Genomic DNA, 18260 nt, shown 5'->3' with positions numbered 1-18260 from the left:
CTGGGCGAGATGGCCGAGGTGGGCGGCGGCGCCCAGGCACGCCGTCCCCAGGAAATCGTGCGGTGGTCGGCAGGACCGGCCCTGCCGGCGGGCGGATCATGGTGCACACCAATTGAATCGGCGTCGATACACAGTCGGGCGGGATCGCTACCCACCGACAGTCTCAGCTCGCCGCGAGCAAACGTTGGGCAATGGCTCGGGCGCGGTCGGCGGCAGCCGGGGTCGCCTCGCGAACAGACGTGACGATTGCGCCATCGACGAGGAGAGCGAACTCGGCCGCCAGTTCGGGCGCGTCGGAGCGGCCTGCGGCGGCCAGTAATTCGGCGAGATAGTCGATCACGCTCCGCTTGTGCCGATCGGCCGCATGATGGGCGGCCGAGTCCGGATCGGCTACCTCGACCATGGTGTTGATGAAGGCGCAGCCGCGGAAGTCGTTGCGAGCGAAGCGTTCCGAGAGTGCTTCGAAGACCGCGAGCGGGCGGTCCGCCGGATCGCCGGCCTTCGCTTCGACGGATTCCCGTAACCACGCCAACCAGCGCCGATCCCGGTCCTCGAGTACGGCGACGACCAAGTCGTCTTTGCTCGCGAAGTGGCGATAGAAGGAGGCGCGGCCGACGCCGGACTCCTGCAGCAGGCGATCGACACCGACCGCCCTGATGCCCTCGGCATAGAAAAGTTCCTCGGCCGTGGTGAGTAGTCGCTGCTTGGCCTGTGTTGCCATGGCATCACCATACCAGGACGGCACCGATCGGTACCATCTGACTTGACACATTCGGTACCGATCAGTACCGTCTCGATTCGGTACCGATCAGTACCATCACGTTCGAGTTTGGAGTCACGATGTCTCGGCTACCGCTTGTATCGACCGAAATCGCCGACGCCGAGCAGGCCGACCTGCTCACCGAGGTGCAGCGCCAACTGGGCCGGGTTCCGAATCTCTACGCTGCCATGGCGAACAGCCCCGCGACACTGCGCGGATACCTGAACATGCGCGACGCACTCACCCGCGGCAAGCTCTCGGCCCGCATCCGCGAACAGCTGGCCCTGCTCGTCGCGAGCGAAAACGGTTGCGACTACTGCGTCGCCGCGCACAGCATGCGAGCGGGGCGGATGGGTTTCACCGAGGAGGCCATCGCGGCCACCCGCGCGGCGCACGCCGATGATCCGCACGCGGATGCGGTACTGCAGGTCGCGCGCGAGGTGCTGCGATCGCGCGGCCGGGTCGACGATCGCGTCATCGACTCGGCCCGTGAGCGTGGCGTGAGCGATGCCGAGTTGAGCGAAGTGGTCGGTCATATCGCGCTGAACGTCCTGTCGAACTACTTCAATCACGTCGCCCAGCCGGAGCTGGACTTTCCTCCCGCCGAACCCACGAAAGGCAGCGCGATGAACGCGAAATGGCGTAAGGCCACCAAAGTCGCCCTGGTCGACGGATATTCACTGCTCGACCGGGATGGACAGCCGGTTCGGACGATCGATGACGTCGAAGTGTCGATCGAGGGTGGATTCCTGCACATCAAGATTGCGGAGTCGGCCGAGGTGCAGGTGGTTTCGGCGCCCGCGGTGGCGCTGGTCACTTACCGCCCCGGAGCCTGAGCATCGCAGTCGAGAGCCCGGCCCGGTCCAGTACCGAGCCGGGCTCTCGTCTGCATACCCTCACCCCGTACCATGCTGACAATGTACCCTAGGGGGGTATGGTAGAGCCGAGTTCGACGGGACGGTCCGCCGAATGATCCGAACGGAGCCCCCTGATGAACGCAGCAAGCAAGTTCACCGGCTTCACCCTCGGTCTCGCGGCGGTCTTCGGGATCGCACTGGCCGTCGGTGCCACGCTCGGGCCGGAACCCACCGAGTCCGCGCACGACTCGAAGGGGCACGAGGCCATGAGCGAGTCCGAGGAGCTGCCCGCGGGACTCATGGCCAGCGAAAACGGCTACACCCTGCGCTTGGACACCCCGCAGACCACCGCGGCGGCGAATGTTGCGCTGCGGTTTCGCATCCTGAATCGCGACGGCGCACCCGTCACCAGCTATGTGCGCAGCCACGACAAGGATCTGCACCTCATCGTGGTCCGCCGCGATATGGCCGCCTTCCAGCACGTGCATCCGGTACTCGACCAGGCCGGAGCCTGGAGCGTCCCGCTGGATCTCACCCGCGCCGGTGACTACCGGGTCTTCGCCGACTTCACACCCGATGGCGGTAAGAATCTGACGCTGGGCGCCGATCTGCGGGTCGCGGGCAACTACGACGCGCAGGCACTGCCCGCGCCGTCGACTACCGCGCAGGTCGGCGAGTACACGGTCGCGCTGAACGGCACGGTCACGCCGGGCCAGGCCTCGAAGGTCGTGGTCTCGGTCAGCCGCAATGGCAAACCGGTCACCGATCTGCAGCCCTACCTGGGGGCCTATGGTCACCTCGTGGCATTACGCGCCGCCGACCTCGCCTACCTGCACGTCCACCCGGAGGGCAGCCCCGGCGACGGTGTGACCCCGGCCGGACCAGGCATTACCTTCTATGTCGATGCGCCGAGCACGGGCGACTACCGACTCTTCCTGGATTTCCAGCACGAAGGCGTGGTTCGCACCGCCGAATTCACCGTCTCGGTTGCCGGTCCCGCACCCATCCCGGCAGCCGAACCTGCCGGACACGGCCACTGATCACTACCCTGAGTCGCACAGAACGGAGCACACGATGACCACCGCGACACAACCATCCGCCGGACAGGTCGAATTGGTGATCGGCGGCATGACCTGCGCGTCCTGCGCCAATCGCATCGAGAAGAAGCTGAACAGGCTCGACGGCGTCACCGCGACGGTCAACTATGCGACGGAGAAGGCGCGGGTCGACTTCAGCGGTGATATCTCACATGAGCAGTTGATCGCCACCGTCGAACAGGCCGGTTATACCGCCGCGCTGCCGATCGAGGAGCCCGCGGAAACGGCCGCGGAACAGGATCCGACAGCGGCGCTGCGGGCCCGACTGCTGGTTTCGCTGGTGCTGACGGTTCCGGTCATCGCGCTGGCGATGGTGCCCGCACTCCAGTTCGACAATTGGCAGTGGCTTTCGCTGACGCTGGCCGCGCCGGTCGTGCTGTGGGGCGCACTGCCCTTCCACCGCGCCGCGTGGGCAAACCTGCGGCACGGCACCGCCACCATGGACACCCTGGTGTCGATGGGCACGCTCGCGGCATTCGGCTGGTCGCTGTATGCCCTGTTCTGGGGCACGGCCGGGATGCCCGGCATGAAGCATCCGTTCGAGTTGACCATTTCGCGGATGGACGGCACCGGCAGCATCTACCTCGAGGCCGCGGCGGGCGTCACCACCTTCATCCTCGCCGGACGCTACTTCGAAGCGCGCTCCAAGCGGCGGGCCGGGGCGGCACTGCGGGCACTGCTGGAGCTCGGTGCGAAGGAAGTCTCGGTGCTGCGCGGTGCAGGGGGACGGCAGCCGACGGAGTCGGCGGGGTGGGTAGGCGCAGTAGAGCAGCGAATTCCGGTCGAGCAGTTGAGCGTTGGCGACACCTTCGTGGTGCGGCCCGGTGAGAAGATCGCCACCGACGGCGTGGTCGTCGAGGGTTCCTCGGCGGTCGACGCCTCGATGCTCACCGGTGAATCGGTGCCGGTGGAGGTCGGTCCCGAGGATGCGGTGGTCGGTGCGACGGTCAATGTGGGCGGCCGGATCGTGGTGCGCGCCAATCGCATCGGCGCCGACACCCAGCTTGCCCAGATGGCGAAACTGGTCGAGGACGCGCAAACCGGTAAGGCGCAAGCGCAGCGGTTGGCGGACCGGATCTCCGGGATTTTCGTGCCGATCGTGATCGCGCTGTCGGTCGCGACGCTCGGATTCTGGTTGGGCACCGGCGGTTCGGTCGCCGCGGCCTTCACTGCCGCGGTCGCGGTCCTGATCATCGCCTGCCCGTGTGCCCTCGGGCTGGCCACGCCGACGGCGCTGCTGGTCGGCACCGGTCGCGGTGCGCAGCTCGGCATTCTGATCAAGGGTCCGGAAGTGCTCGAGTCGACCCGTCGGGTGGATACCGTGGTGCTCGACAAGACCGGCACCGTCACCACCGGCAAGATGACCCTGCTGGATGTCATTGCCGCCGAAGGTGAGGACACCGCCGAGGTGCTGGCGCTGGCCGGGGCGCTGGAGGATTCGTCGGAGCACCCGATCGCCCAGGCGATCGCCAAGGGTGCCCGGGATAAGGTCGGTGCGCTGCGGCAGGTCGAGGATTTCGCGAATATCGAGGGCCTCGGCGTGCAAGGCGTGGTGGACGGCCATGCGGTGATCGTCGGGCGCGCAAGGCTGCTCACGGACTGGTCGCAGCAGTTGGACGCCGACCTCGAGCAGGCCATGCACACTGCCGAAACCGATGGCAGGACCGCCGTCGCGGTGGGCTGGGACGGTAAGGCCCGCGGCGTGCTCGTGGTCGCGGATGCGGTGAAACCCACTTCCGCCGAGGCGATCTCGCAGCTGAAGGCACTCGGTCTCACCCCGATCATGCTGACCGGCGATAACACCGCCGCAGCGAAAGCCATTGCGGCACAGGTCGGTATCGATGCGGTGATCGCGGAGGTGCTGCCCGCCGACAAGGTCGACACCGTCAAGCGGCTGCAGGCCGAGGGCAAGGTGGTGGCGATGGTCGGCGACGGCGTCAATGATGCCGCGGCTCTGGCTCAGGCCGACCTCGGCCTGGCGATGGGCACCGGAACCGATGTCGCCATCGAGGCCAGCGACCTGACCCTGGTCCGTGGTGACCTGCGCGCGGCCGCCGATGCGATCCGGCTGTCTCGCAGGACCCTCGGCACCATCAAGGGAAATCTGTTCTGGGCCTTCGCCTACAACGTCGCGGCGATTCCGCTCGCCATGGCCGGACTGCTGAACCCGATGCTCGCCGGCGCCGCGATGGCGTTCTCCTCGGTCTTCGTGGTCAGCAACAGTCTGCGCCTGCGCGGCTTCCGCTCCACCGCTCGATAGGAATCGGGCGGGACGACGTCCATGCCGTCCCGCCCGATCCCATGGCTCACTGCAGAATGCCGCTATTTCCCAGACCCATCGCGGCACTTCCGGTGGCCCATGCGGCAGCGGCACTTCCGGTCATACCCAAGAGGGAAAGCAGAATCATCGGTTCGACCTTTCGTAGAGCAACGATCAGCAATCGAAAACTACTGCGGCCCAAAGGCGTCCACAATCAGCTGCGCGATACTCTCGGCAACCTCTCGCGACATTGCCAGTCAATTCCCAGCAAGAAATTTCGCGTTCTACCGTCGGTCACGTTGCGGAAATAGCGCTGCGCCTGCACCGGTGAGCTGATCCCATGCGTGCTCGCGACCGGTCACGATCAGGAGCAGGGCGGCGACCGGGCCGGTGATGGTGGATCCGTCGCCTGCGGACCAGTCGGTGTCGGTTGCGGCGAGGCGGTAGCCGGTGAATTTCTTGCGGGCGTTGAATGGGGCGCCCATTGTCCAGATTCGGCGGATGGCCGCTCGTGCGGCGGCGACCGGCATTTCCCGGGTGATGCCGAGCGGGACCGCGATGTCTTGGCCGTGCACCAGTAGGTCCATCAGGCGATCGGCCGGTGTGGTGCCGACCGCTGTGACCCGTGCGTCGATGCTGTCACGCAACTCGCCGAGCAGCTGCTGGGTCGTGATGTGGTCCGCGTGACGAATGGCGGTATCGCGGATCGCCCGGTCCAGGCTGCCGCGGGCGCGGATCACATTGATCAGAATCCAACCGATGGAGGCGCGGGCCGACAGCACGACGTGCGCGATGACGTCGCGGACCCGCCAGCCATCGCACAGTGAAGGATGGTCCCAGTCGGCTTCCGACAGCGGCTCCAATAGCTCGACCAGACTGGCTCGCTCGGCGGCGACAGCCCGCCAGATCTGGTCGGTGCTCATCATGGTGTCCTCGGCCATCCGCGTATCTCCTTGTCCCGGTGGGTGTTCCAGTAGGGTAGGAACTCCACCGAGGTGGAGGTTCCAGCGAATGTGACCGAGAACACACACCGCGACGGCCTCGTGAGTATCGGGGAGCTGTCGCGAGTCACCGGCGTACCGGTCCGCACACTCCGCTTCTACTGCGACAACGGGGTGCTGGAGTCGCGGCGCAGCGGCGGCGGGCACCGATTGTTCGATCCGGCGACCACGGTCGATCAGGTGTTGCTGGTGCGTCGGCTCCGAACGCTCGGCCTGAGCCTGCCGGCAATCATCGAGGTTCTCACCGGCAGCCTGTCGATCGCCGATGCGATCGCCGCGGAACGCGCCGCACTCGACACCGAACTCGGCGTACTGTCCTGGCGGCGCGCATCGCTACGCGCGGTCGAGGATGCGCCACCGGCCGAACGCGCCCGACGGTTGGAACTGCTTGCGTCCGTACCAGATCGGGACCGCGCCCACGACAATCTGGTGACGTTCTGGCGGACACTGCTCGCCCCGATCCCACCGGCACTGTTCGACGGATTCATCGCGATGAACGTCCCACGGCTACCCGCCGGTCCAACCCCTGAGCACATCGTCGCCTTCGCCGAACTCACCACCCTCATCACCGATCCCGCAAGCACCGCCGCGATGTCACGACAGCTCTGGCGGACGAACCCCACCCGAATCCACGACAAACTCGCACTGGTCACCGGGGTCGCCGAAGCATGCGCGGTCGTGGATTCGCTCGGCACTCAACCGCACCCGGGCCCAGAACTCGACCGGTTCATCGACGCGCATGCCACCGCCCGACGCGGCCGCGACACTCCACGGCTGCGACACCGACTCCTCGACAACGCACCCGACAACGACCCGCGCATCCATCGCTACTGGAAACTCACCGCCGAGATCACCGGGACCACCACCGCCGGAGCTGCTCTCTATTGGCTGTACAAAGCACTTGCACAGTGGGCCGACATGGCCGATGACATTCGCGCGTGACCAGCGGTAACTGTTCGACCCGAACTGGTTGCACACCGGGATCAGTTCAGGTAAATTCTGAACCGGTTGCAAATTGCAATCAGAAGGGATTCCAATGACACAGCTGGTCCGAGTTCAGAACTTCACCGTCTCCAGCGATGGCTACGGCGCCGGCGAGGGACAAACCCGCGAGCGCCCATTCGGCCACGCCGATCCGAGCGCGCTCATGTTCTGGGCAGGCGCCACCGCCCACTGGCCCAACCGAACCGATCCTGGCGGCAGCTACGGCCTCGACGACTACTGCACCCGCGACTTCACCAACAACATCGGCGCCGAGATCATGGGGCGCAACAAATTCGGCCCGCAGCGGGGTCCATGGGAGAACTACGACTGGCAAGGCTGGTGGGGCGACGAACCCCCGTTCCACACACCGGTTTTCGTCCTCACTCATCATGTGCGCCCCTCGATCACCCTGGGGGAAACCACATTCCACTTCCTCGACGCGTCTCCGAAAGACGCTCTGGCGCAGGCATTCGACGCCGCCGAGGGCAAGGATGTGCGAATCGGCGGCGGTGTCGCAACAGTCCGGGAATTCCTCGACGCCGACCTGATCGACAACATGCACATCGCCGTCGCACCGATCGAAATCGGTCGCGGCGAAAGGCTGTGGACCAGCCCCGACGAACTCACCGACCGTTTCCATCTGGAACAGATCCCGAGCCCGAGCGGCGTGGTACATCACTTCTTCTGGCGAAAGTGACACAACTCTCGGTCACACCACCCCCAGGACTGGGGGCTTCCGGCCGCGTCCGGCGTCCGATTCGATCTACGGTAGTAACGATTGCCCATTTGGTGGACTACCTAAACGGGCTTGAACGTTGCGCGGATGCGATTTTCAGGAGAGACGCGGTATGCGATTCAGAGTTCTCGTTGCGGCGGCCGCCGCTGTGACGGTCGTCGGCACGGGAGTGAGCCTGGGGTCGCCTGCGGCCTCGGCCGCACCGATCAACAGCTCGGCCAAGGCACCCGACGGTTCCTACATCGAGAAAGTAGAGAGCCTCGGCGACCGCAAGCTGCAGCTCGAGGTCCACTCCACGGCCATGGATCGGACGTTCCCGGTCCTGGTGGATCTGCCCGCGGACAACTCGGTCCCGCGTCCGACGCTGTATCTGGTCAACGGCGGCGGCGGTGGCGTCGACGGTAACGCCTCATGGGACCAGAAGACCGACGCCAAGCAATTCCTCGGCGACAAGAACATCAATGTCGTCGAGCTGATCGGCGGCCGGTGGAGCTATTTCGCCGACTGGCGCGCGGCCGACCCGGTACTCGGCGTCAACAAATGGCAGACCTTCTACACCGAGGAGCTGCCGCCGATCATCGATGCGGCGCTCGGCACCAACGGCAAGAACTCGATCGCGGGCTACTCGATGGCCGGTACATCGGTGCTGATGCTGGCGATCACCAAGCCCGGCCTGTTCCAGAATGTCGCCGCCTACAGCGGCTGCGCGCAGACCAGCGATCCGGTCGGCCAGAAGTTCGTGCAGACCACGGTCGAAACATGGGGCGGCGGTAACCCGGACAATATGTGGGGACCCGCGGACAACCCGCTCTGGCAAACGAACGATCCGGTCCTGCACGCCGACAAACTGCGCGGAACGAACCTCTGGGTTGCGGCGGGCGGCGGTCTGCCCGGCGCGCACGACGGCCCCGGCGACCCGTTCATCATGGGCGATGACAAGTACAACCCGATCAGCGTGGCCAACCACGTCGTCGTCGGCGGCATCATCGAGGCCGCGATGAGCGCCTGCTCACACAACCTCCAGAACCGCTTGAACCAGTTGGGAATTCCGGCGACATTCGACCTGCCCCCCACCGGCACGCACACCTGGGGCTACTGGCAGGACGACCTCAAGCAATCGTGGCCGGTCCTGTCCAAAGATCTCTACTGACCTGGATCACGCCGGGTAGGTGTGGATTTCGGTGGCCTTGACCGCCGCCCACATGCGCGCTCCGATCTGAAGACGCAAATCGGCGACGGTCGCGGGGGTGACGTCGGCGAGCACGGATGGGCTGCCATCTAGGCGAATCCGGGTGGTGTGCGCATGCTGTTCGAGACCGACCACGATGACCGGCCAGGTATTTCGCGGGCTGCCCGTTGGTTGTTCGAGGTGCAGACTCACCGCGCTCGGCGCAAACGCGACATGTACAGCACCCTGGGCAGGTTCGGCGACAGTGAGTGTGCCGCCGTCGTGGAGATCGATCATGTTGCCGTGGGCTGTGCCGCGATAAAGGTTGAGGCCAACCAGGTTCGCGACATAGTCCGAGCGTGGTCTGCGGGCGACCTCGCTGGGCGGTCCCTCCTGGATGATGCTGCCGTTTTCGACGATGACAAGGCGGTCGGCCAGCACCATGGCATCGAGCGGGTCATGGGTGACCAGCACGGTGTGTCCGGTGTAGTCGGCGAGATGGTGGGCGAGATCGGAGCGAACCTGCAAACGTGTGCTGGCGTCGAGTGCCGCCAACGGTTCATCCAGCAGCAGCAGTCGCGGATCGGTGGCCAGCGCGCGGGCCAGCGCGACACGTTGAGCTTGACCGCCCGACAGCGCACGCGGTTCGGCGTGCAGGTGCTCGGCGAGGCCCACTCGCTCGAGCCAGTACTTCGCGCGGTCGCGTGCGGCCCGGCGGTGGTGCCCGCGGGCGCGCAGTCCGAAGGCGACATTGTCCTGGGCGGACATGTGCGCGAACAGCAGGTAGTCCTGGAATACGACGCCGATCGCGCGACGCTCGGCCGGGGTGAACAGCTTCGGCGGTGCGTCCCAAGTGTTTTCGTCGAGACGAATGCTGCCACCGGTGAGTGGGGTGAGTCCGGCCAGCGCCCGCAGCGCGGTGGTTTTACCCGCACCGTTGGGGCCCAGCAGTGCGACGACTTCACCGGGTGCCACGCTGACGGCGATATCGAGTTCGAATTTATCTCGGGTGATGCGTATTTCGGCGTCGAGTGTCACAGCGCTCCTCGCGTCCACCGCTCCCGCAGCGCCGCCAGTACGGCCACCGATACGGTGAGCAGCACCAAGCTCAGCACGATCGCGTCCTCGGGATCGGTTTCCAATGCCAGGTAGACCGCCAGCGGCATGGTCGTCGTCTTACCCGGGAAGTTGCCCGCGAAGGTGATCGTGGCACCGAACTCACCTAGTGCACGGGCCCAGCACAGCACCGCACCCGCGATCACACCCGGCAGCACCGAGGGCAAGGTCACCCGCCGGAAAGTCAGCCAACGCGACGCACCCAAGGTGGCGGCGGCTTCTTCGTAGCGTGGGTCGGCTCCCCGCAAAGCACCCTCGACGGAAATCACCAGAAACGGCATCGCCACGAACGCCTCGGCAACGACGACCCCGGCAGTGGTGAAAGGCAGTGAGACACCGAACCATTCATACAAATGACGGCCGATGACCCCGCGCCTGCCCAAGACCAGCAGCAACGCGACACCGCCGACCACCGGCGGCAGCACAAGCGGGACCGTCACCAGCGCCCGCACGAACCCGAGTCCAGGGATCTCACCGCGAGCGAGCAACCACGCCAAGGGAATCCCGAAAACAAGGCAGACGACAGTCGCCGAACTCGCGCACACCAGCGAAAGGCGCAGCGCCTGGCCGACTTCGGCGCTGAACAACCGGTCGGGCAGACCGCGCCACGGCGCGCGCAGCAGCAGCCCGGCCAGCGGCAACAACAAGAACGCCAAACCGCAGACGGCGGGCAGCACGAGAACGAGCGGTCGCCGCCCGCGCGCTGCCCGCCGTCGCGCCGACGTTCGGATCACGGGTTGTCGAATCCGGCCTTGGTGAACACCGAGCGCGCTTGGTCGGACCGGACGAAATCGACGAACGCCCCGGCGGCCGCGGAGTTGGGGGCCGTGGCCAGCGGCGCGACAGGATAGTCGTTGACCGCCTTGTCCGCCTCGGGGAAGTCGATGCCCTCCACCTTGTCACCGGCGGCCTTGACGTCGGTGCGGTAGACGAGCGCCGCATCCACCTCACCGAGGGTGACCTTCGTCAGTACCGCTTTGACGTCGGCCTCACGGGTGTCGGGCTGCGGGGTGACACCGGCGACCTCGAACACGCTCTTCGCCGCGGCACCACAGGGCACCTGCTCAGCACACAGCGCGATCTTGAGTTCGGTCTTGCCGAAGTCGGCGAGACCGGTGACGTGGCCGGGATTGCCCTTGGGGACCGCGATTTCGAGCCGGTTGCGCACGAACGTCACCGGTGTGGCCTTGATATCGCCCGCGTCGACGACCTGCTGCATATTCTTCGGCGCAGCCGAGGCGAACACATCGACCGGGGCGCCCTGCTTGATCTGCTCGGCCAGCGCCGAACTCGCACCGAAGCTGTAGACAACCTTGACGCCGGGGTGGGCGGCCTCGAACTGCTTGCCCAACTCGGTGAACGTCTCGGTCAACGATGCGGCCGCGAATACCGTCACCGTTCCGGAGATCTTGTCGGTGGGGGCCGGATCGGACGACGTGTCCGACCCACAGCCGACCAACGTCAATGCGACAGCTCCGGTCAGAGCAACCGCACTCAGCGAACGAATCATCCTCATCAACTTTCCGGGATTTCTACAACAACATGGGTGGACTTGACCGATGCGACCGCGACGCTGCCGACCTCCAGGCCGAGTTCGTCGACCGAGTCGCGACTCAGCAGCGACACCAATCTGAACGGCCCGGCCTGCATCTCGACCTGAGCCATCACCGTGTCCTTCACGATGCGTGTCACAATCCCGCGCATCCGATTCCGCGCCGAGACCGCCACCGTGGCACCCGGCTCCGGGGCCTCCGCGTTGGCCCGCAGAAATTCCGCGAGCTCGCGGCCGCTCACACCCTTGCGCCCGTTGTCCAGCTGGATCGCGTTGAGTCGGCCCTGATCGATATACCGCCGCACGGTGTCATCGCTGACACCCATCAACGCAGCAACCTCACTGATCCGCAGATTCGACACAATTGGCAGCATATTGCCGTATCCACGGAATGCATAGCCGAATGAAGACGCGCCAGCGGATCGTTGTCCATACCTTCGCGGCGGGGTCGGGCAGTGAGAGTTATCCGAAACACGACGTCTGCGACGACCTGCACGAGGTCGGCAAGCGATCCGACTCCGAGGTTCCGGTCGGCCCGCGGCTAGCCGACCGGCACGGTCACGCCGGAGGACGACGGGGCGCCGTGCAGGACCAGCTGGCTCGCGGCGTCGTTCTTCTTGTCGTTTTTCTTGCCGTTCTTGTCCTTGCCGGGGAGGTCGAAGGCCAAGCGGATGGTGCGGGTACCGCCGGGATCGATCTGGTCGACGCCAGGGCCGGACGGGTTGAGTTCGGTGGTCGCGGCCGCGTCGGGGGCGAGGGAGCGGCCGGCGGCGGTGTTCAGGCGCTGGTCGGCGATGCGGAAGACTTGGCCATGTTGGGAGACGTTGGTGACCGACAGCGTCACGATGGTGTAGGAACCACCCGGGGCTACCGAACCGGTGCGGCTCACGTTGGACGCAACCCCGGTAACGGTGAAAGCAAAGTTCCCGTCACGCACCGCACCAGCTGGAACCGGGGATTGTCCACCGGTTGCGGGCGACAGCGAACTGGTCGAGGCAGCAGCGGGCGTCGTCGTGCCTGGCGCGGAATCAGACCCGAGATCACTGCTCAGCAGCAGCCACAGTGCCGCCGCAGCGACAAGTGCTAGACCGGCGACGATCGGTAACCATCTGCGCACCAACAGCTTTCGAGGCGCTGGTGAGAATGTCCGAGGCTCGGGCGATTGCGGCGCCGACAGGGGCTCGGCCAAGGTCGGGTGCGGGCCGACGGCGGTCATAACGCGGGTGGGCGGGTGACTGCCCGATCTCGCTGAGGCCGGTTGCGCCGACACGGGCCCGCCCAAAGCCGCATTTGCGGCGGCGGCGAACTCCCCCGCGCTGGCATAGCGTTCGACCGGCTTCTTGGCCATCCCGCGGGCGATAACAGCGTCCAGCTGCGGCGGTACACCCGCGGCAGCCCGCGACGCACGCGGTGGTTTCGGACATCAAATGCGCATGCATCTGCTGTGCCGGATCGCCGTCGCCATACGGCAGCTTCCCGGTGAGGGTTTCATACAGCACGCAGGCCAGCGAATAGACATCCGAGCGGACATCGGCCGTTCCGGTGAACCGTTCCGGCGCCATATAACCCAACGTGCCCACCACCAAACCGGTGGCCGTGAGGGCGCTGCCGTCCGCGGCGCGGGCGATACCGAAGTCGATCAGATACACGAAACCGCTGGTGTCCTCGAGGATATTGCCCGGCTTCACATCCCGATGAACAAGCCCCGCCGCATGAGCGGCATCCAGGCCCTCCGCCGCTTGGGCGATGACCTCGACCGCCCGAGCAGGCACCAACGCACCCGACCGCAGCCGCGTGGCCAGATCGATGCCCGGGATGTAGTCCATCTCCAAGAAAAGATGACCGTCGACCTCACCGAAAGCGTGAATCGGCACGACGTGCGCGTTGCGCACCTGGGCGCCGAGCCGCGCCTCGCGCTCGAAACGGCGCCGATAGCCCGGATCGGCGGAATACGCCGCGGACAACACCTTCAACGCAACAATGCGACCGGTGCGGTCACGCGCCAACCACACCTCACCCATACCGCCACGACCCACCAAGCGTTCGAGGTGGTAATCCCCGAACGAGCCGCCAGCGCTCTGCACCGACACCCCCTGACCGTATCGCTGCGAATAGATGCCCCCGCGACCGGGAGAGCGGATGACGCCGGTCCGGCAGTCCCAGGGTTACCGCAACACGTAGCGCCATCGGCGTGGCCGAACCCGCTAGATTTCAGATCGCGGCGACGTTGTCGTTCACGAAGGTCAACGGTGACATACCTGTCAACCGAGAACCAGATTTCGCCAGCCGCCGGAACCCGGCCCCTTGGCCCGAGCGGTATGCGCCCGTCCTCGATGCACCCGGCGTACGCCGCCAGCCGGAAAACTCATCTGTGCACCGCATTCCGGCCACAAATGGGTTGGTGAGCCTGCTCGGCCCGGCGGCTCTGTCCGTGCGCGATTACGGCAGTTATTCGCGAATCCGCGTGGCGTGTCGCCACGTGCATGCACCGAAGATATTCGCGAATGACAACAGGGGCGGGGATCAGCGTTTCGCACTCGGCCGAGCTTCTATCTCTCTCGAACATCCGATAATGCCGGATGCGCGAACGCCCATTCATGCATCGGCGCTATTTCGCGCGAGCGCACCGGGTGCTGCGATGATCCGACGGAACCCGGCTTTCCGGTCAGGTCTCTGGTCATTACTTTGTTATGCCGGTACTGTGCGGGTTCGCATGTAGCGCAGTATCTTCGGGCGCGGTGCGCAGTAATGGCCGCTCGATTGCTGTCTATTCATCGGAGCAGCAAGAGGCAGCCTTCCCCTGATGAAGTAGTGGAACTCGGTTGTTCCGAGGGCCCGAAAGGTTAGGAAAACAATGTTCCGTAATGCCCTGATCAAGACGAGCCGCGTCCTTGCGGTGAGCGCCCTGCCGTTGGCTGCGGCCGTCGTATTCGCGGGCGCATCGTCCGCCGACGCGGGTCAGGCTGCTGCTGCGGCTCCGGCGGCACCGGTTGTCGCCCAGCCGATCGCCGGACTCCCGCTGGAGGATGTCACCACCAACCCCGACGCCCAGTACCCGGATCCGGTGCTGAACGGCGCGGCTGCGGGCGCTGCGATCGGCTCCGCCACCGGTTCCTTCATCGATCCCGTGCCCACCCTGATCGGCGCCGTGATCGGCGGGATCATCGGCTCGATCAACCCGGGCGTCATCCCCCAGGTACTGCCCTGATCCCCTAGGGCACAACTCTTTTCGTCGAGTCCGAGCAGCTCACGCTGCTCGGACTCGTCTCGTTCACCGACCAATAGTCAGTCCAGCTGGATCGAGTACGCGGCCGCCGCACCGATCGCGCTGCGCAACGGATTCGCAGCACCGAGCCAAACCAGCGCGCCTGTCCTCTCGGCACCGCATTCGGGACGGGCGCTGTCCAGCTGCGTCACGGCACACCTCCCCGGAAGATCTGCCTGGGCCGATGAAGTGAGATCACCTGGCCTGCAAGGTCATCCGACGATCCAAAACTCGACATGCACTACTTTGCCGAATATCGTGCGCGCGTCATCGGCCACTGATGTCGTACGGCCCGGTTCGGGTTCGATCTGTGCGCGGTGTTCGCGTCGGCGTAAATAGCGTCGGGGTGGCCAGGCGCCAGCGACGGCCATTGGCGAGTTCTGCTCTCTTGGTGGCGCGATAGCGTCGCCGTGCCCGATTTCGGCGGTTTCCTGGCGATTATGTGGACGCATTTACTCCGCGGTCCAGCCCGCGCACGGGCATCGAATGTGACGAAGTCCAGCGCGGAATGTGATGCAGGTCATTGCCCGAGCAGGCGTGGTTGGGCATCGTCGTCAAATCGTTTTTGGAAAGAACCCGGTTGGAGATGCCGACATGGCCGACCACAATTTTGCTTACGACCTCACGCTGGACGAGGCACGACGGCGCAGCGCCGTCGTCGCGGCGCTCGGTGACGACTGGGATCCGGTCGCGGTGCTCGCCGAGGAAGATCTGGCATACGACATGCTGTACTCGAATCTCGACGATGAGCAGCAGCGGATCTACGAGGAACTCGTGCAGGCCGGGATCCTGCCGGAACGGGCGACTCGCCAAATTGCCGACTGATCTCACGACGCTCAGTGGCAGATCTTGTCCGCGACATCGGCAGGCACGCCGGCCTCGGTGCAGTGCAGCGCACTGCCGAGGTCCACAGGCTTCCAGCCTCCGTCGGCCGCTACGTAGTGGAACAGGACTCGAGCTCGGTTGACAGTGTTGTCGTGGGTTCCCGTATGGGCCATCGCCCACTCACCGGCACAGTCGATTCGATCCTCGAGTTCGATCGGCGTCGCCAACCGCGACTCGATATCAGTGCCTCGCAACGCTTCGAGCAAAACAGCCTTGGTAACCGGGCACACCGGCGGCAAGCTCGCTGAACTCGGATCGATCACCTCCGTGGGGAAGTCACGGTCCGGGGTCACCGTGCGATCGTCGGCGCCCAAGGTGAGTGTCACAATGACCGGCCCGCCCGAGGGACAGCAACTGGCGTCTTTACCCGCCAGCCAACGGTACTGGACCCGGATACCGCGATCAGACGAGCCGACCACCTGCGTATAAGCAGTCGACTTCTTGGTCGCAGTGCCCAGATAGCCCGCGTGGTTGAACAGCATCACGTGCCACGGTGAGCTGGCGGTGCCGTGCGGAGTCCCAGCGAGCACCCAAAGTATGGCCGGACAGGCGCCGACGGAGGCGTCGGTGCCGCTGTCTGCGTAGAACCCGTCGCCGCCGACACCGGTACCGAGCGTCCCGAGCGCGGCGGTGACCACCGCCGACTTCAGATCGACGCATCTGCCGTTTCCGGCAGTGGCAGGAGCATCGTCACCACCAGGCTGCGTGGCATTCGGTGACAGCTGAGTGACGGAAGGCTGAACTGATCCCGACACGGCAACGGTAGCGGAGTAAGGACATAACTCTCCTCTGAAAGACTGCGGCGGTCGCCTCGTCGTAATTGGTCCCGGCCGTGAGGATGCGTCCTAAAGAACACCCCGATCAGCCGCGACTCGTAGATGACATGCCGGACGCGGTATCCCACCAATTACTCACCGCCGCAAGCGAACCGACCTCGCGACGTCGTCGGCAACACGTGGGACCCGACCTGCACAGCATCGACAGTAGCCGACCCTCGAGACCAGGATGCTTTTAACACCACCACGCTCGCCAACTCGAATCCTCCTGCCGCGGAAGACAACTGGCGAAGATCAGCCCAACAACCAGCAAAAGGGAGCGGAATCTCAAAAACATGACGGATCCGCCACGTCACCGCCATCCATTCCGGGATTCCGCCACGAGTTCTGAGACCCGCCCGGCGCCCAGTGGTCTCAGGCTGCGGCGAACTCGCCGTCGCGAACACCGGCGACGAACGCAACCCACTCGGCTGCTGTGTAACTGAGTGTGATGCCGTCGGCGGCCTGCACAGTCACTTCGCCGGAACCATGGCGAGTGATGATCGGCAGGTCACGCCACGCGTCCGGCTCCGTCCCGTTTGCTGCTCGAAGGAATGCGTTCCAGTCCTCAGCCGAGACCGCAATCGTGGGCTGTGTTGCAGGGTCATTCGCCGGATCGCGGAGGTACTTGCTGTCCCGGATGAAAACCGATCGCTCGCCGAAGGCGACCTGTACACACTGGCCACCGTTCGTTCCGCTATAGCTCGAGGTCCGCCATACCAGGCGGTCCTGGGAAGTCATTCCATACTCCTACACTCGCTCTAGGCGATCCACGCGCCCACGGATTACCTGGGCGGACTCCTCAACCGGCAAAGCCAGGGACTGGAGTCGATCTGCAATCATTTTATACATCGAGACTTGGTCCTGATCCTGCACGTAAAGCGCGCCAGTTTGATACTCGATGTACCCGAGGCTGAGCGCTTCGTCGAAGTTCAGAAGCGTGAAGTCGCCGTCGAGACCAACATGAACAGCCGTGCTGGTTGGCATGATGCGAAGCTCGACGTTCTCGCGTTCCATCAGCTCGAGCAGATGCTGAAGTTGCTCAGCCATGACCGCTGGGCCACCGACCAGCCTGTCTAGCGTGTGCTCCTCGATGACAGCCTTCAGACGCAGTGGATTGGTCTCGTTGGTTAAGCGCTGCCGTGCCATACGAGCCCGAATCGCCTGGGGCAGATCCAGTGGTGCAATTTGGAGCCCTCCGCTGAGCAGTGCACTTGCGTACCCCTCGGTCTGCAGCTGACCCGTCAGGGTCATGGCTTGGTAAGTGAATTGGCTCGTTGCCAAGCCTTCGAGACCGACGAACGCCTTGAACCAGTTTGGAAGAACCTCGCTGAAGGGTGCCCACCACGTCGCTTGGTCCGCTCGGCCAGCGAGAGACGCGATGCGATCGATCTGATCGACGTCCGCTCCATACAGCCGCATCAACTTCGCGGACTCGTCCGGCTGTTGCTGATACTTGCCGGTTTCCATGTTGTTGATCTTCGGCTGAGTGCAGCCGAGCTCCTTGGCAGCTTCCGCCTGACTGACTCCGGCACGCAAACGCGCAGACCGCAGCTCATGCCCGATTAGGAAGCGTAGCGCTGACGGGTCGGAGCGGCTGACGGTCACTGCGGTGTCCTCCTGCGATCCCAAGTCGTCCGATTCAGTATTCACCACACCCTCGAAGGCCACGTATAGCGCCGTTCATAAGCTCTTGTATGTGCTTATATATTTGCTTATTCTCAACGGAGGGCGGTAAGACCGCAAACAACGACCGGGAACAGG

Annotated in this window: 20 protein-coding genes; 8 read left to right on the top strand and 12 right to left on the bottom strand. The window is 65.0% G+C overall.

What is annotated here, in order from left to right:
* Positions 1 to 163 precede the first annotated feature (163 nt).
* Positions 164 to 721 carry a TetR/AcrR family transcriptional regulator gene (locus tag ACQPYR_RS01045; protein WP_433626504.1) on the bottom strand — a complete coding sequence of 186 codons (558 nt, stop codon included), beginning with the start codon at positions 719 to 721 and terminating at the stop codon, positions 164 to 166.
* A gap of 119 nt (positions 722 to 840) precedes the next feature.
* On the opposite strand from ACQPYR_RS01045, the gene ACQPYR_RS01040 reads away from it, so the two are divergent.
* The 3 genes from ACQPYR_RS01040 to ACQPYR_RS01030 all read left to right on the top strand — a co-directional run bounded on the left by ACQPYR_RS01040 (position 841) and on the right by ACQPYR_RS01030 (position 4974).
* Positions 841 to 1596 (top strand): carboxymuconolactone decarboxylase family protein, encoded by a 756-nt coding sequence (locus tag ACQPYR_RS01040; protein WP_433626501.1) that lies wholly within the window; start codon positions 841 to 843, stop codon positions 1594 to 1596.
* 155 nt (positions 1597 to 1751) lie between these two features.
* The gene (locus ACQPYR_RS01035) at positions 1752 to 2657 is read left to right on the top strand and encodes a hypothetical protein (protein WP_433626498.1); all 906 of its coding nucleotides are present in this window, start codon (positions 1752 to 1754) and stop codon (positions 2655 to 2657) included.
* Between the two features lie 34 nt (positions 2658 to 2691).
* A complete protein-coding gene (locus ACQPYR_RS01030) occupies positions 2692 to 4974 on the top strand; it encodes a heavy metal translocating P-type ATPase (RefSeq protein ID WP_433626495.1) in 2283 nt (760 codons plus the stop codon).
* Between the two features lie 284 nt (positions 4975 to 5258).
* Here the strand turns inward: ACQPYR_RS01030 and ACQPYR_RS01025 are convergent, their stop codons facing one another.
* Complete coding sequence (locus ACQPYR_RS01025; protein WP_433626492.1) at positions 5259 to 5915, bottom strand: maleylpyruvate isomerase family mycothiol-dependent enzyme; 657 nt, start codon at positions 5913 to 5915, stop codon at positions 5259 to 5261.
* A 72-nt stretch (positions 5916 to 5987) separates the two neighbouring features.
* Between ACQPYR_RS01025 and ACQPYR_RS01020 the strand changes: the two genes are divergently transcribed.
* The 3 genes from ACQPYR_RS01020 to ACQPYR_RS01010 all read left to right on the top strand — a co-directional run bounded on the left by ACQPYR_RS01020 (position 5988) and on the right by ACQPYR_RS01010 (position 8845).
* Positions 5988 to 6917, top strand: a complete 930-nt coding sequence (locus ACQPYR_RS01020) for a MerR family transcriptional regulator (RefSeq protein ID WP_433626490.1) — start codon at positions 5988 to 5990, stop codon at positions 6915 to 6917.
* 94 nt (positions 6918 to 7011) lie between these two features.
* The gene (locus ACQPYR_RS01015) at positions 7012 to 7656 is read left to right on the top strand and encodes a dihydrofolate reductase family protein (RefSeq protein ID WP_433626487.1); all 645 of its coding nucleotides are present in this window, start codon (positions 7012 to 7014) and stop codon (positions 7654 to 7656) included.
* A 151-nt stretch (positions 7657 to 7807) separates the two neighbouring features.
* Positions 7808 to 8845 carry an alpha/beta hydrolase gene (locus tag ACQPYR_RS01010; RefSeq protein ID WP_433626485.1) on the top strand — a complete coding sequence of 346 codons (1038 nt, stop codon included), beginning with the start codon at positions 7808 to 7810 and terminating at the stop codon, positions 8843 to 8845.
* A gap of 6 nt (positions 8846 to 8851) precedes the next feature.
* Here ACQPYR_RS01010 and ACQPYR_RS01005 read toward each other — a convergent pair whose 3' ends face one another.
* From ACQPYR_RS01005 to ACQPYR_RS00980, 6 genes are all read right to left on the bottom strand, one after another.
* Complete coding sequence (locus tag ACQPYR_RS01005; protein WP_433626482.1) at positions 8852 to 9901, bottom strand: ABC transporter ATP-binding protein; 1050 nt, start codon at positions 9899 to 9901, stop codon at positions 8852 to 8854.
* A complete protein-coding gene (gene modB / locus ACQPYR_RS01000; protein ID WP_433635426.1) occupies positions 9898 to 10710 on the bottom strand; it encodes a molybdate ABC transporter permease subunit in 813 nt (270 codons plus the stop codon). The genes ACQPYR_RS01005 and modB overlap by 4 nt, the downstream gene beginning before the upstream one ends.
* A complete protein-coding gene (modA, locus tag ACQPYR_RS00995; protein ID WP_433626480.1) occupies positions 10710 to 11489 on the bottom strand; it encodes a molybdate ABC transporter substrate-binding protein in 780 nt (259 codons plus the stop codon). Before modA ends, modB begins: the two co-directional genes overlap by 1 nt.
* A gap of 5 nt (positions 11490 to 11494) precedes the next feature.
* Positions 11495 to 11893 carry a TOBE domain-containing protein gene (locus tag ACQPYR_RS00990; protein WP_063039958.1) on the bottom strand — a complete coding sequence of 133 codons (399 nt, stop codon included), beginning with the start codon at positions 11891 to 11893 and terminating at the stop codon, positions 11495 to 11497.
* Between the two features lie 179 nt (positions 11894 to 12072).
* The gene (locus tag ACQPYR_RS00985; RefSeq protein WP_433626478.1) at positions 12073 to 12468 is read right to left on the bottom strand and encodes a DUF4352 domain-containing protein; all 396 of its coding nucleotides are present in this window, start codon (positions 12466 to 12468) and stop codon (positions 12073 to 12075) included.
* 103 nt (positions 12469 to 12571) lie between these two features.
* On the bottom strand, positions 12572 to 13621 hold the full coding sequence (locus tag ACQPYR_RS00980; RefSeq protein ID WP_433626476.1) for a serine/threonine-protein kinase: 1050 nt from the start codon (positions 13619 to 13621) through the stop codon (positions 12572 to 12574).
* A 764-nt stretch (positions 13622 to 14385) separates the two neighbouring features.
* On the opposite strand from ACQPYR_RS00980, the gene ACQPYR_RS00975 reads away from it, so the two are divergent.
* Positions 14386 to 14739 carry a glycine zipper domain-containing protein gene (locus tag ACQPYR_RS00975; RefSeq protein ID WP_433626473.1) on the top strand — a complete coding sequence of 118 codons (354 nt, stop codon included), beginning with the start codon at positions 14386 to 14388 and terminating at the stop codon, positions 14737 to 14739.
* A gap of 77 nt (positions 14740 to 14816) precedes the next feature.
* On the opposite strand, the gene ACQPYR_RS00970 is transcribed toward ACQPYR_RS00975, so the two are convergent.
* On the bottom strand, positions 14817 to 14948 hold the full coding sequence (locus ACQPYR_RS00970; protein WP_433626470.1) for a hypothetical protein: 132 nt from the start codon (positions 14946 to 14948) through the stop codon (positions 14817 to 14819).
* 442 nt (positions 14949 to 15390) lie between these two features.
* Here ACQPYR_RS00970 and ACQPYR_RS00965 point away from each other — a divergent pair, with 442 nt between their 5' ends.
* Complete coding sequence (locus ACQPYR_RS00965; RefSeq protein ID WP_433626467.1) at positions 15391 to 15621, top strand: DUF6400 family protein; 231 nt, start codon at positions 15391 to 15393, stop codon at positions 15619 to 15621.
* An 11-nt stretch (positions 15622 to 15632) separates the two neighbouring features.
* On the opposite strand, the gene ACQPYR_RS00960 is transcribed toward ACQPYR_RS00965, so the two are convergent.
* The 3 genes from ACQPYR_RS00960 to ACQPYR_RS00950 form a co-directional block, all read right to left on the bottom strand.
* Entirely contained in the window at positions 15633 to 16436 is an 804-nt protein-coding gene (locus ACQPYR_RS00960; protein ID WP_433626465.1) for an LppP/LprE family lipoprotein, read from the bottom strand.
* Positions 16437 to 16871: 435 nt separating this feature from the next.
* Positions 16872 to 17237, bottom strand: a complete 366-nt coding sequence (locus tag ACQPYR_RS00955) for a DUF397 domain-containing protein (protein WP_433626462.1) — start codon at positions 17235 to 17237, stop codon at positions 16872 to 16874.
* Positions 17238 to 17246: 9 nt separating this feature from the next.
* Entirely contained in the window at positions 17247 to 18167 is a 921-nt protein-coding gene (locus ACQPYR_RS00950) for a helix-turn-helix domain-containing protein (RefSeq protein ID WP_433626459.1), read from the bottom strand.
* Between the last annotated feature and the right edge of the window lie 93 nt (positions 18168 to 18260).

The organism is Nocardia sp. CA-120079, assembly GCF_050955745.1.
Lineage (GTDB): Bacteria > Actinomycetota > Actinomycetes > Mycobacteriales > Mycobacteriaceae > Nocardia.
The sequence above is the reverse complement of the archived record's forward strand: the minus strand, read 5'-3'. Positions and strand labels throughout refer to the sequence as shown.

What these genes read in the sequence shown, in the direction of transcription:
- ACQPYR_RS01045 (WP_433626504.1), bottom strand. Translation starts at nt 721, where the DNA reads ATGGCAACACAGGCCAAGCAGCGACTACTCACCACGGCCGAGGAACTT.
- ACQPYR_RS01040 (WP_433626501.1), top strand. Translation starts at nt 841, where the DNA reads ATGTCTCGGCTACCGCTTGTATCGACCGAAATCGCCGACGCCGAGCAG.
- ACQPYR_RS01035 (WP_433626498.1), top strand. Translation starts at nt 1,752, where the DNA reads ATGAACGCAGCAAGCAAGTTCACCGGCTTCACCCTCGGTCTCGCGGCG.
- ACQPYR_RS01030 (WP_433626495.1), top strand. Translation starts at nt 2,692, where the DNA reads ATGACCACCGCGACACAACCATCCGCCGGACAGGTCGAATTGGTGATC.
- ACQPYR_RS01025 (WP_433626492.1), bottom strand. Translation starts at nt 5,915, where the DNA reads ATGGCCGAGGACACCATGATGAGCACCGACCAGATCTGGCGGGCTGTC.
- ACQPYR_RS01015 (WP_433626487.1), top strand. Translation starts at nt 7,012, where the DNA reads ATGACACAGCTGGTCCGAGTTCAGAACTTCACCGTCTCCAGCGATGGC.
- ACQPYR_RS01010 (WP_433626485.1), top strand. Translation starts at nt 7,808, where the DNA reads ATGCGATTCAGAGTTCTCGTTGCGGCGGCCGCCGCTGTGACGGTCGTC.
- modA (WP_433626480.1), bottom strand. Translation starts at nt 11,489, where the DNA reads ATGATTCGTTCGCTGAGTGCGGTTGCTCTGACCGGAGCTGTCGCATTG.
- ACQPYR_RS00975 (WP_433626473.1), top strand. Translation starts at nt 14,386, where the DNA reads ATGTTCCGTAATGCCCTGATCAAGACGAGCCGCGTCCTTGCGGTGAGC.
- ACQPYR_RS00965 (WP_433626467.1), top strand. Translation starts at nt 15,391, where the DNA reads ATGGCCGACCACAATTTTGCTTACGACCTCACGCTGGACGAGGCACGA.
- ACQPYR_RS00955 (WP_433626462.1), bottom strand. Translation starts at nt 17,237, where the DNA reads ATGACTTCCCAGGACCGCCTGGTATGGCGGACCTCGAGCTATAGCGGA.